Annotated in this window: 17 protein-coding genes; 10 read left to right on the top strand and 7 right to left on the bottom strand. The window is 72.2% G+C overall.

Features of this window, described 5'->3' with window-relative positions:
• From GTW67_RS19940 to GTW67_RS19930, 3 genes are all read left to right on the top strand, one after another.
• Window positions 1-517: serine/threonine kinase C-terminal domain-containing protein (locus tag GTW67_RS19940; protein WP_524539797.1), on the top strand; the 517-nt coding region annotated here is incomplete at its 5' end.
• A 64-nt stretch (window positions 518-581) separates the two neighbouring features.
• Entirely contained in the window at window positions 582-1556 is a 975-nt protein-coding gene (locus tag GTW67_RS19935; RefSeq protein WP_161166180.1) for an LLM class F420-dependent oxidoreductase, read from the top strand.
• 101 nt (window positions 1557-1657) lie between these two features.
• Window positions 1658-2083 carry an SsgA family sporulation/cell division regulator gene (locus tag GTW67_RS19930; RefSeq protein ID WP_161166179.1) on the top strand — a complete coding sequence of 142 codons (426 nt, stop codon included), beginning with the start codon at window positions 1658-1660 and terminating at the stop codon, window positions 2081-2083.
• A gap of 19 nt (window positions 2084-2102) precedes the next feature.
• Here GTW67_RS19930 and GTW67_RS19925 read toward each other — a convergent pair whose 3' ends face one another.
• On the bottom strand, window positions 2103-2528 hold the full coding sequence (locus tag GTW67_RS19925) for a DUF6328 family protein (protein WP_202437455.1): 426 nt from the start codon (window positions 2526-2528) through the stop codon (window positions 2103-2105).
• 234 nt (window positions 2529-2762) lie between these two features.
• On the opposite strand from GTW67_RS19925, the gene GTW67_RS19920 reads away from it, so the two are divergent.
• The gene (locus GTW67_RS19920) at window positions 2763-3110 is read left to right on the top strand and encodes a hypothetical protein (protein ID WP_161166177.1); all 348 of its coding nucleotides are present in this window, start codon (window positions 2763-2765) and stop codon (window positions 3108-3110) included.
• Window positions 3111-3186: 76 nt separating this feature from the next.
• Here the strand turns inward: GTW67_RS19920 and GTW67_RS19915 are convergent, their stop codons facing one another.
• Window positions 3187-4170, bottom strand: coding sequence for an aldo/keto reductase (locus GTW67_RS19915; protein WP_161166176.1), 984 nt, complete (start codon window positions 4168-4170; stop codon window positions 3187-3189).
• Between the two features lie 139 nt (window positions 4171-4309).
• On the opposite strand from GTW67_RS19915, the gene GTW67_RS19910 reads away from it, so the two are divergent.
• Complete coding sequence (locus tag GTW67_RS19910; RefSeq protein ID WP_161166175.1) at window positions 4310-4762, top strand: SRPBCC family protein; 453 nt, start codon at window positions 4310-4312, stop codon at window positions 4760-4762.
• 16 nt (window positions 4763-4778) lie between these two features.
• On the opposite strand, the gene GTW67_RS19905 is transcribed toward GTW67_RS19910, so the two are convergent.
• From GTW67_RS19905 to GTW67_RS19895, 3 genes are all read right to left on the bottom strand, one after another.
• The gene (locus tag GTW67_RS19905; protein ID WP_161166174.1) at window positions 4779-5480 is read right to left on the bottom strand and encodes a ribonuclease H family protein; all 702 of its coding nucleotides are present in this window, start codon (window positions 5478-5480) and stop codon (window positions 4779-4781) included.
• Window positions 5481-5511: 31 nt separating this feature from the next.
• Entirely contained in the window at window positions 5512-6309 is a 798-nt protein-coding gene (locus GTW67_RS19900; RefSeq protein WP_161166173.1) for a VOC family protein, read from the bottom strand.
• Window positions 6310-6448: 139 nt separating this feature from the next.
• Window positions 6449-6931: a VOC family protein gene (locus GTW67_RS19895; protein ID WP_161166172.1), complete on the bottom strand. Its 483-nt coding sequence runs from the start codon at window positions 6929-6931 to the stop codon at window positions 6449-6451.
• A 242-nt stretch (window positions 6932-7173) separates the two neighbouring features.
• Between GTW67_RS19895 and GTW67_RS19890 the strand changes: the two genes are divergently transcribed.
• Both GTW67_RS19890 and GTW67_RS19885 read left to right on the top strand, forming a co-directional pair.
• Complete coding sequence (locus tag GTW67_RS19890) at window positions 7174-7815, top strand: ATP-dependent Clp protease proteolytic subunit (protein WP_161166171.1); 642 nt, start codon at window positions 7174-7176, stop codon at window positions 7813-7815.
• Entirely contained in the window at window positions 7815-8417 is a 603-nt protein-coding gene (locus GTW67_RS19885) for a ClpP family protease (RefSeq protein WP_161166170.1), read from the top strand. The genes GTW67_RS19890 and GTW67_RS19885 overlap by 1 nt, the downstream gene beginning before the upstream one ends.
• Window positions 8418-8521: 104 nt before the next feature.
• On the opposite strand, the gene GTW67_RS19880 is transcribed toward GTW67_RS19885, so the two are convergent.
• Window positions 8522-8914, bottom strand: a complete 393-nt coding sequence (locus GTW67_RS19880; protein WP_161166169.1) for a helix-turn-helix domain-containing protein — start codon at window positions 8912-8914, stop codon at window positions 8522-8524.
• A 285-nt stretch (window positions 8915-9199) separates the two neighbouring features.
• Between GTW67_RS19880 and GTW67_RS19875 the strand changes: the two genes are divergently transcribed.
• Window positions 9200-10087, top strand: coding sequence for an RNA polymerase sigma factor SigF (locus GTW67_RS19875; RefSeq protein ID WP_161166168.1), 888 nt, complete (start codon window positions 9200-9202; stop codon window positions 10085-10087).
• Between the two features lie 88 nt (window positions 10088-10175).
• Here the strand turns inward: GTW67_RS19875 and GTW67_RS19870 are convergent, their stop codons facing one another.
• Window positions 10176-10631 (bottom strand): ATP-binding protein, encoded by a 456-nt coding sequence (locus GTW67_RS19870; RefSeq protein WP_161166167.1) that lies wholly within the window; start codon window positions 10629-10631, stop codon window positions 10176-10178.
• 146 nt (window positions 10632-10777) lie between these two features.
• On the opposite strand from GTW67_RS19870, the gene GTW67_RS19865 reads away from it, so the two are divergent.
• Window positions 10778-11359 (top strand): PRC-barrel domain-containing protein, encoded by a 582-nt coding sequence (locus GTW67_RS19865; RefSeq protein WP_161166166.1) that lies wholly within the window; start codon window positions 10778-10780, stop codon window positions 11357-11359.
• A partial coding sequence (locus tag GTW67_RS19860; protein WP_202437451.1) for a PRC-barrel domain-containing protein occupies window positions 11359-11521 on the top strand: 163 nt, incomplete at its 3' end. The genes GTW67_RS19865 and GTW67_RS19860, both read left to right, overlap by 1 nt.

Raw genomic sequence — 11521 nt, 5'->3', positions numbered from 1 at the left:
CGCTCCCGCGCCGAGCGCGACCCCGTCCCCGTCGGCACCGGGCGCCGCCGTCCCCGCGGGATTCCGCCGGTATGCGGCGCCGGAGGGCTTCTCCGTGGCCCTGCCCGAGGCCTGGCGGCGGCTGGACACCTCGCGGGTGCCGGGCGGGGCGTACCGGGTCGTCTTCGGCGCGCCGGGCGATCCGCGCATCCTCGCGGTCACCCACGGCGAGCGGGCGGGGACCGACCCGGTGGCGGTCTGGCGCGACCAGGTCGAGCCCGGTCTGAAGCGGTCGGCCGGGTACGGGAGGGTCGGCGGGATCCGCCCGACGACGTACCGGGGGCGCGAGGCGGCCGACATGGAGTGGTTCGCCGAGGACGACGGCGTCCGGGTGCGCACGTTCGGGCGCGGGTTCCTGCTGGGCGGCGGGAGCAGCTTCTCGCTGCGCTGGACGACACCGGCCGCCGACTGGGACGACGCCGCCAACGAGCGGGCGCTCACCGCCTTCCTCACGACGTTCCGGGAGGGTGCGGGCTGACCGGGGAGGACACGGCTCCCGGGAGCGTCCGTTTTCGCTCGGCAGGGACGGGGACTCGCGTCGTATGGTGCAAATCGGATACACGATGATGACCGAGCAGGCCGGTCCCCGTGAGCTCGTCGACCACGTGGTGCGGGCCGAGCAGGTCGGCTTCGACTTCTCGGTGACCTCGGACCACTACTTCCCGTGGCTGCGCTCGCAGGGCCACGCGCCGTACGCGTGGAGCGTGCTGGGCGCCGCGGCGCAGGCGACGTCCCGCATCCCGCTGATGACGTACGTGACGTGCCCGACGTTCCGCTATCACCCGGCGGTCGTGGCGCAGAAGGCGGCGACGCTCGCCCTGCTGTCCGAGGGCCGGTTCCGGCTGGGGCTGGGCTCGGGCGAGAACCTCAACGAGCACGTGGTGGGCGGTGGCTGGCCGACCGTCGACGTGCGCCACGAGATGTTCCAGGAGGCCGTGGAGATCATCACGGCGCTCTTCGAGGGCGGTCACGTCAACCACCGCGGCACGCACTTCGACGTCGAGTCGGCCAAGCTGTGGGATCTGCCGGACAGCCCGCCGCCCATCGGCATCGCCGTCTCCGGGGAGCGCTCCTGCAAGCTGGCGGGCGAACTCGCCGACATCATGATCGCCACCGAGCCCAAGGCGGACCTGGTGGAGGCCTTCGACCGGCACGGCGGCCGGGGCAAGCCGCGCGTCGGCCAGCTCCCGGTCTGCTACGACACGGACCGGGACGCGGCGATCGAGCGCGCCCACTCGCAGTTCCGCTGGTTCGGCAGCGGCTGGAAGGTCAACTCCGAGCTGCCGCACCCGGACTCGTTCGACGCGGCGACCCAGTTCGTCACGCCCGAGGACGTCGCGGAGTCGATCCCCTGCGGCGACGACCCCGACGCCTTCGTCGAGGCCGTCCGCCCGTACGCGGAGGCCGGGTTCACCGAGATCGCCCTGGTGCAGATCGGCGGCGACTCCCAACCGGCGTTCCTGGACTGGTCGGAGAAGACCCTGCTGCCGGCCCTGCGCGACGCCCTGGGCTCCTGACGGAGGAGGGGCCCGGGAGGGATTCACCCGGTTGCCGGAGCATCTTGTGGACGATCGGGGTACTAGAGGGCCCTACGTCCGTTCTCCCGGAGGCCCCTGCCGTGAACTCCCTCGTGCACAAGACCCTGGTGGTGCAGCTCCAGACGGGTGACGCCGACCGTTTCCCGGTGCTCGCCCATCTGAGCTACGACCCGGCGGACCCGTTCGCGCTCACCGTGGTGTTCAGCCATGACGGCCGTGTGCTGGCCCGCTGGACGCTGGACCGGGAGATGGTGGGCGACGGCCTCACCCGCTCGGTCGGGATGGGCGACGTGCGGCTGCGGCCCGAGTCGCGGGGCATGTGGGAGGAGCTGCGCATGGAGTTCCTCGGCGACCACCGGCCCGACGGTGAGCGTCATCGCGCGGTGGTCTTCGTGTGGGCGGCGGCGGTGGCCGCGTTCCTGCGCGAGACCCACGGCGTGGTGCGGCCCGGCGAGGAAGAGGTGCACGTCGACGACTTCCTGGCGGAGCTCATGGCCGACGGCTGAACAGCCGCCGGCGCACCGGTCAGCGCGAGGTGTGGCGGTGCCGGGTCCACAGGGGAATCCCGAACCAGCACAGCAGGTACCACAGCACCACGCCGGTGACCAGGTAGGGCACGAAGCCGTCATGGGTCGCCACGCGCAGGATCAGCAGGAGCGAGGACGTCGTGGTGGCGAGCAGCAGCACCAGGCCGAGCAGGGTCAGCCGGGAGGCCCACCGCACCGCCTGGGGTTTCACGCGCCGTCCGGAGACGAGGCGGTGCAGGGAGACCGGACCGATCAGCGCGCCGGTCGTCACGGCCCCGAGGACGACCGTGACCAGGTAGATCGTCTGGTTGACGTCCGACAGGTCGTCGTACTTCGGGGTGAACACGACGGTGAGCAGGAAGCCGAAGAGGATCTGCACGCCCATCTGCGCGACGCGGACCTCCTGGATCAGCTCCGTCCACATCCGGTCGGCGCGCTCCTCCTCGGTCTCGTCGCGCCCCCGGCGCCGGTCCGGGCTTCCCGCCGTGTCCGCGTCCGTGTCCGCCACTGTTCCTCCCGCTGCCGCCGCCTGGGTCCTCTTCCCTGTTCCCGGGTTCCCGGCGGTCAGACGCCGGGTGGGTGGCGGCGTCCGGTTTGGGCGGTCGGCGGACGGTTACACGGGCGGGACGCACACCGAGGCTCAGGAGGATGGCGAAGGATGTCCGACACTCAGCTCACCGTGACACTCAGTGGTGGCGGCATCGACGACGCGCGGGCGGTCGTCCGTGCCCTGGAGGGTGCCTTCGGGGCGCCCGACGACCTGCCGGCCGACGAGCGGGCGACGGTCCGCACCGCGACGTTCAGCTCCCCGCCCTCCCCGCACGCCGACCCTGCGCCGCCGGAGGCGGGTGCCGGGCTGTCGGCGCCGGTGACGGTCACGGTGCAGGGCACCCCGCAGGCCGTGGAGGCCGCGAGCCGGACGCTGACCGGCGCCTTCTCGGCGCGCGACGAGGGCACCGCCTCCGGCGACCAGGAGCGGGAACGGCAGCTGCTTCTGGAACCGTGAGCGGTGCGGTGAACGGTGCACCGGGCGGCGCTGGCAGCAGCGCCGCCCGGTGCTGTCGTCAGGGGGGCGGACCGGGCTACCAGCGGCCTTCGACCTGCTCCTTGATCCGGCGGTCGTAGAGGTCGCGGACCGCCGAGAGCGTGCCCTCGGTCAGCTCGGGCAGCCGAGCGGCGTCCGTGTTGGCGCGGGCCTGCTCGGGCGAACGGGCGCCGGGGATCACGGTGGTCACGCCGGGCTGCTGGACGATCCAGCGCAGCGCAAGCTGGGCCGGGGTGCATCCCTCGGGGGCGAGGGCGGCGAACTCGGCGGCGGCCTCCACCCCGGTCGCGAAGTCGACGCCGGAGAAGGTCTCGCCCTGGTCGAACGCCTCGCCGTGCCGGTTGAAGTTCCGGTGGTCGTTGGCCGCGAAGACCGTGTCCTTCGTGTACTTGCCGGACAGCAGGCCCGACGCGAGCGGCACCCGGGCGATGATGCCGACGCCGGCCTCGCGGGCCGCCGGCAGGACCTCGCGCAGGGGCTTCATGCGGAACGGGTTGAGGATGATCTGCACGCTGGCCACGTTCGGCCGGGCGATCGCGGTCAGCGCCTCCTCGCAGGTCTCGACGCTGACGCCGTACGCCTTGACGCGCTCCTCCTCGACGAGGGTGTCCAGGGCGTCGAACACCTCGTCGGACGAGTAGACCGGGGTCGGCGGGCAGTGCAGCTGCACCAGGTCGAGGACGTCGACGCCGAGGTTGCGCCGGGAACGGTCGTTCCACTCCCGGAAGTTGTCGAGGACGTAGTTCTGCGGGATCTGCTCGACGCGCCGGCCCATCTTCGTGGCGACCATCACGTGCAGGTCCGGCCTGCCGCGCAGGAACGTCGCGATGGTCTCCTCGCTGCGGCCGTCGCCGTAGACGTCGGCGGTGTCGAAGAAGGTCACGCCCGACTCGGCGGCCGCCTCCAGTACCGCGAGGGCCTCCTTGTCGTCGACGTCCCCCCAGTCGGCACCCAGTTGCCAGGTGCCGAGGCCGATCACCGACGCGTGCTGGTCCGACCTGTGGAAAGTGCGCTCGTCCATGCGGCCAGTCTGTCATCCCCGGCCCCCGCGACCGCACCGGCCCGGCAGTCCGCGGGCGCTGCGGCAGGGGGGTGATTCGCCGGACGGGCGTCGGGTACCCGCGCGGCTCCGTCCGACGAACAGAAGGAGGAGAGACAGCGTGTCGCAGGTCGAGGAGTCCATCGAGGTCGGCGTGCCGGTCCGTACCGCCTACAACCAGTGGACCCAGTTCGAGTCGTTCCCCGAGTTCATGAGCGGGGTGGAGCGGATCGAGCAGCGCGGTGACACCCTCACGCACTGGGTGACGAGCGTGGACGGCGTCCACCGGGAGTTCGACGCGAAGATCACCGAGCAGATCCCGGACGAGCGGGTCGCGTGGACCACGGTGTCCGGCGAGGCCCGGCAGGCCGGTGCGGTCACCTTCCACCGCCTGGACGACGACCGCACCAAGGTGATGCTCCAGATGGAGTTCCAGCCGGAAGGCCTCGCCGAGAAGGCCGGTGACAAGCTCGGGGTCGTGCAGCGGCAGACCAAGGGCGACCTGAAGCGGTTCAAGCAGTTCATCGAGGAGCGCGGCCGGGAGACCGGCGCATGGCGCGGCGCGGTCACGTGACCGCGTCCGGCGGGAGTTACCCGGCCGCCGCCGTGCGGCACTCCGGGTGACCCCAGCCCTGGTCGTTCTTGGCGATCGGCTCCCCGGCCGCGTAGGCACGGCCGCACACGCAGCGCCCGGGGAACTTCGCCTTGAGGGTGCGCGCGGAGGCGCCGCCGCCCTTGCGGGCCGTGCCCGGTCCGCGGCGCGGTGCCTTCCTCGCCGCCGGGACGTCCGGCGCGGGCGGCGGCTCGGGTGATCCGAGGCCGCTGCCCGCGGGCTCCTGGACGGTGGCCGCCTGGCTGGCGGCGCGGTCGGCGAAGTCGTTGAGCCTGTCGCCGTCGACCTGGTGCGCGGGCACGTAGCGGAACTCGACCGAGCGGCCGTCGAGCAGCTCGTCGATGCGTACGACCAGCTCCTGGTTGGCGACCGGCTTGCCGGCGGCGGTCTTCCAGCCGTTGCGCTTCCAGCCGGGCAGCCAGGTGGTGACGGCCTTCATCGCGTACTGGGAGTCCATGCGGACCTCCAGCGGCACGTCCGGCTCCGTCGACGCCAGCAGGCGCTCCAGCGCGGTGAGTTCGGCGACGTTGTTCGTGGCGCGGCCGAGCGGCCCCGCCTCCCAGCGGGCCGGGACCTCCGACGCGTCGGCCACCACCCAGGCCCAGCCGGCCGGGCCCGGGTTTCCCTTCGAAGCCCCGTCGCACGCGGCCACCACACGTTCACGCATGGCCCCGATCATGCCATGGTCCGGCCGGGTGCCGGGACGGCCCTCAGGTGACGGGCTCCAGGTTCGGCGTCTCCCCCTCCGTCTTCGTGATGTCGATCACGGAGAAGCTCGCGCCCTGCGGGTCGCTGAGCGCCGCGAAGCGGCCGAACGGGGTGTCCACGGGGCCGAAGCGCAGGACGCCGCCCAGCTCGGTCGCGCGGGCCACGGCGTCGTCGCAGTCGGCGACGGTGAAGTAGACGTTGATGTACGGCGCCACCTCGGGCGGGAAGTCCTCCGTCATCCGCATCCGGCCCAGGACCGGGCGGTCGCCCAGGTCGAAGAGGCGGAAGTCCACGTGCTCGTCCTCCATCTGCTTCGCCCCGTAGGAGAAGACGGCGGGGAAGAACGCGTCGGACTTGTCGGGTTCGCGGGTGAAGACCTCGGCCCAGCAGTACGCGCCGGGTTCGGCCATCGTCTCGAACCCCTCGTGGGTGCCGCCCTGCCACACGCCGAACACGACGCCGCTCGGGTCACGGGCCAGGCACATGGTGCCGAAGTCGCCGACCCGCATCGGCTCAAGCAGCAGCTCCCCGCCGGCCTCGCGGATCCGGCCGGCGGTCGCGGCGGCGTCCGGGGAGGCGAGGTAGAGGCACCACTGGGACTGGTCCTCCTGGCCGGGCGGCGGCGGCACGACCGCGGCGACCGCCTTGCCGTCCGCGTAGCACTGGGTGTAGTTGCCGTACTCCGACGACGACTCGCCGAAGGTCCAGCCGAGGACGTCGCCGTAGAAGCGCTTGGCCCCCTCGACGTCGCTGAACATCGCGTCGGCCCAACAAGGGGCTCCCTCAGGTTGCACGGCCATGACTGCCGCCTCCGCGTTGCTGGATTCTCTCGATGTTTCCGTTGGTGCGGGGCGCAGGGGCCCGTTTCCTCACGCTAGTCATCCGGGTCCCGCCCCGCGCGCCGAGTGCCGCGCCGCCGTGGTGGGGGCGGCGGGCCGCTCACTGTCCCGCGTACGCCTTCTCCAGCTCGGCGATGTCGAGCTTGCCCATCGACATCATCGCCTTGAAGGCGCGCTCGGCCCTGGCCCGGTCCTCGTCGCGGAACATCTCCTCGATGCGGACCGGCACGACCTGCCAGGACACCCCGAACCGGTCCTTGAGCCAGCCGCAGGGGCCGTGCTCCCCGCCGCCCTCGACGAGCCTGTCCCAGTAGTGGTCGATCTCCTTCTGGTCCTCGCACATGACCTGGAAGGAGATCGCCTCGTTGAACGTGAACTCGGGGCCGCCGTTGAGCGCGACGAACCGCTGGCCGTTGGCCGTGAACTCGACGGTCAGCGCGCCGCCCTCGGGCTGGTTCGCGCCCTCGGGGTAGCGGGTGACGGGGCCCGTGGCGGAGTTCTCGAAGACCGAGACGTAGAAGTCGGCGGCCTCCTGCGCCTGGCCGTCGAACCAGAGACACGTGGTGAATCCGTCGGTGATCATGGGTTCCTCCCGGGGTGGTGGAGCGCGGTCACCACTGTCGACCGGCGCCGGCCGCGGAACTCATCGGTCGCGGCGAGGGATGTTCCCCCCGGGGCCGCGCACGGGCCGGGTGAACGCTCTGCTCATGGCGAATCTGCCGCGGGCAGAGAAATCCCCGTGGGGGCCGGGTCCCGGCCGAGAGTGGGGGAACCGCGGCGTCCCGGCCGCGTCCGACGTCCTCGACGACTCGACAAGGAGCGCCGATGTCTCCACTCACCCTCACGCAGCCCCGCGCGGAGGAGGGCGACACCCCGCCCACCCGGTTCGACGACCATCTGGCCGCGCAACTGCTCGCGCAGCGCATCGTGCTGCTGGGCACGCAGGTCGACGAGGTCTCCGCCAACCGGGTCTGCGCCCAGTTGCTGATCCTCTCGGCGGAGGACTCGCGCACCGACATCAGCCTGTACATCAACAGCCCCGGCGGCTCCGTGCACGCGGGGCTCGCCATCTACGACACGATGCGGCTGATCCCCAACGACGTCTCGACGCTCGCCATGGGGTTCGCCGCCAGCATGGGGCAGTTCCTGCTCAGCGTCGGCGCGGCGGGCAAGCGCTACGCCCTGCCGAACGCGCGGGTCATGATGCACCAGCCGTCGGCGGGCATCGGCGGCACCACCGCCGACATCGAGATCCAGGCGGACAACCTGGAGTTCACCAAGCGGACCATCGAGCGGATCACCGCCGAGCACACCGGCCAGAGCCCGGAGACGATCTCCCGGGACGGCGACCGGGACCGCTGGTTCACGGCCGAGGAGGCCAGGGCGTACGGCATGGTCGACCGGGTCGTGGAGTCCCTCGACGACGTCCGCCCGGCCGCCTCGCGACGCAGGATGGGGTTGCAGTGATGGGCAGCTACACGATTCCGAACGTCGTCGAGCGCACCCCGCAGGGCGAGCGGTCCTACGACGTGTTCAGCCGGCTGCTGTCGGAGCGGATCATCTTCCTGGGCACCGAGATCGACGACGGCGTCGCCAACGTCGTCATCGCGCAGCTCCTGCATCTGGAGTCGTCGGCCCCGGAGAGCGAGATCGCGATCTACCTCAACTCCCCCGGCGGCTCGTTCACGTCGCTGATGGCGATCTACGACACGATGACCTTCGTCCAGGCGCCGATCTCGACGTTCTGCGTCGGGCAGGCGGCCTCCACGGCGGCCGTGCTGCTGGCCGGCGGGGACGAGGGGCGCCGGTTCGTGCTGGAGCACTCGCGGGTGCTGCTCGGGCAGCCGGCCAGCGGCGGACGGCAGGGCACGGTCTCCGACCTGGCTTTGCAGGCGAAGGAGATGGTGCGGATCCGCTCCCAGGTCGAGGAGGTGCTGGCCCGGCACACGCGGCACGACCCGGCGACGCTGCGCGCGGACATGGACCGCGACAAGGTGTTCACCGCCGAGGAGGCCGTCGCCTACGGGCTGGCCGACGAGGTGCTCAGCCGGCGCCTCGCGAGGGTGTGAGACCCCGGCGCCTCGTGAGGGTGTGCGGACCCCGGCCCGGTGTCGCGCGGCGACCATGACGATCGTCGCCGCGCGGCACCGGGCCGCGGTGCGGGAACGCCCGGTCAGGCGGCCAGGCACATCCCGTCGTACCGGGCGCCGGAGGCACCGCGGCCACGGCCGGCGCCGGTGTGCCGCGAGGTGACCCGGACCAGCTCGCCCTGGGCCCGCGCCAGCAGGTCGGCCAGGCCCATGCCGAGGGCACCCGCGGCGGCCGCGAGGACCTCCGACGAGGCCTCCTTGCGGCCCCGCTCCACCTCCGACAGATACGGCATCGAGATGCGGGCGCTCTCCGCGACGTCCTTCAGGGTGCGCTCCTGTTCCAGGCGCTCACGCCGCAGGACGTCGCCGACCAGATCGCGCCACAGGGGCTCTCTGACGGCGGGACGGTCCTCGCGGCGCGCGGCCGGCGGGCGCAGGGGGATGACGCGGGCTTCGTTCGGCACGTGGCTGGTCACGTCCACAGCCTAGGAGCCCGGCGGCCGGAGGGAAGGGGGCGGCGTTCCGCCCACAGGGGAATCCGCCGGAGGACGACCCGCCGCGGACGGGCGTGCCCGGGTGTCCCCCGCCGCTCACCGGCATACGCTGGAGACGGACGCGGCACCCCGCGACGAGACCGCGGGCACCGACATCGCGCCACCCGGGAAACCGGGTGGCATGCATCGGCGTGAGCCGGGTACCCGCCAACGGTAAGAATCTGGGGAGACGCCCGAACCGTGATTTTCGTGGGAGTGGGAGAGGTAATGGAGACCGCCGTGATCCGGCCGGAAGCGCAGGTCGTCGGGAAGACCACCGAGAGCGGGACGGACGACGCGTCGCTGCCGGGTGTCGCGGACCCGCGCACCGTGGCCCCGCGTGACGCACGGCAGCTGTCCCGCCAGTTCTTCCAGCGCCTGACGGAGCTCGAAGAGGGCACGCACGAGTACCAGTACGCGCGCAACACGCTCATCGAGATGAACATGTCTCTCGTGCGGTTCGCCGCCGGCCGGTTCCGCGGCCGTGGCGACGACATGGAGGACATCGTCCAGACCGGCATGATCGGCCTGATCAAGGCCATCGACCGGTTCGAGCTCTCCCGCGAGGTCGAGTTCACCTCCTTCGCGCTGCCGTACATCGTCGGCGAGATCAAGCGCTTCTTCCGCGACACCACCTGGGCGGTGCACGTGCCGCGGCGGCTTCAGGAACTGCGCGTGGAGCTGGCCAAGGCCCGCGAGGAGCTGTCCAGCCGGCTGGACCGCGAGCCCACCGTCGCCGAGCTCGCCACGCTGATGAACATCAGCGAGCGGGAGGTCGTCGAGGGCCAGATCGCGTCGAACGGGTACAACTCCTCCTCGCTGGACGCCGCGCTGACCGGGGACGGCCCCGAGAACGGCGAGTCGGTGCTGGCCGACTTCATCGGGGTCGAGGAGGACGGGCTGCGGCTCGTCGAGGACTTCCACTCGCTCGCCCCGCTGATGGCCGAGCTCAGCGAGCGCGACCGGCAGATCATCCACATGCGGTTCGTGGAGGAGGCCACCCAGGCGGAGATCGGCGAACAGCTCGGCTGCTCGCAGATGCACGTGTCCCGCCTGATCAAGCGGATCATCACCCGGCTGCGCGAGGGCATGCTGGGCGAGCTGGGCTGCGCCTGACAGCGACGACGACACCGCCCCGGGGTTGATCACGACCTCGGGGTGCCGCGTTTCCGGTCGCCCGTGCGTCCGTGCGTCGGCGGCCCGGTCAGTCCTCGGTGAGGAGGACCACCGCGCGGACCCGCTTGCCGACCGGCACCCGCTCGACGACGACCGTCTCGGCGAGGGCGTGGACGATCTCGAGTCCGTGCCGGCCGACGCGCTCGGGATCGCGGGGGAAACGCCGGGGCACGGCGCCGCTGCTGTCGTAGACGGTCACCGTCACGGAGGCGTCCGTGCCCTCCAGCTCCAGGATGTACGGGCCCTGGCTGTGCCGGTCGGCGTTGGTGACCAGTTCGCTCACCACCAGGAGCACCGCGCCGTCGGCCCGCCGGCCGATCGTGGCGCACCACTCGGTCCTGAGCTGGTCGAGGAAGAGCGAGGCGAGGTGACGTGCCTCCGCGATGCATCCCGGCTCGCCGGTGTAGTGGGCAGCCCGCCTCAGCGGCTCCACGGGTACGTCGAAGCCAGTCGGTATCACTGCCCCGTCCAGGTATTCGGTCATGCGTTTCTCTCTCGGAAGCCGGACAGGCCGGACGCCTCTGCACGAGTCCTCGTACCCCGGGTTCGGCATTGCAGTCCACCTCTTCCCGCAGTGCGGGCATCGTCACAGTCGCCCGGGGCACCCGGAGGCTACGGGAAGGGTGTGCGATGAACGAATTGATGGGCGCGCGCAGTCTCACCACGCGGCCGGTGGTCACCCTGGGCGGGGACGCCGTCGCCCACGTCAAGGACACCGTCTTCGACGGATCGGCCGGGCGGATCACGGGTTTCACGCTGAGCGGCCGGGGCCTGTCCGGCCCGATGAAGGAGGGTCTTCCCTGGTCCGCGGTGCACGCGCTCGGCCATGACGCGGTGATGATCCGCGACCGGCTGGGGCTCGTGAGCACCGCGCTGCTGATGCTGCACCAGGAGACACTGCGCGCCCGGCTGCTGGGGGCGAGCGTGCTGACGGACGCGGGCACCGAGGTGGGCACCGTGCTCGACGTCGTGGTGGAGGGCGGCACCGGCGGGCGGGTCGTCGGCTTCCGGGTGGCGGCGAACCGGCGGTTCGCGCCGGGCCCGGCACGCCACCGGCGCAGCCTGTACGTGGCGCGGGGGCCGGCGCTGGCGGTCGCCGGTCGGGCGCTCGTCCTTCCCGAGGACGCCGTGCGGCACGTGGCCGACGGCCTGCCGGGTCTCACGGCGCTGCTCGGCGGTGTGCCCGGGAGCCGGCGGGGCTCGCTGTCGTGATGCTGTTCACCGAGGTGCGGGGACTGCCCGTGCTGAGCGCGGACGGGGACCGGAGACTGGGCACCGTGACGTCCCTGACGGTCGACGCCCCCGCCGGCCTGGTCAGCCACCTCCGGTTCCGCGCCGGCCGGCTGCGCGGGGAGACCGTGCTGCCCTGGGAGA

The sequence above is a fragment of the Streptomyces sp. SID5910 genome, from assembly GCF_009862125.1.
Lineage (GTDB): Bacteria > Actinomycetota > Actinomycetes > Streptomycetales > Streptomycetaceae > Streptomyces.
The sequence above is the reverse complement of the archived record's forward strand: the minus strand, read 5'-3'. Positions and strand labels throughout refer to the sequence as shown.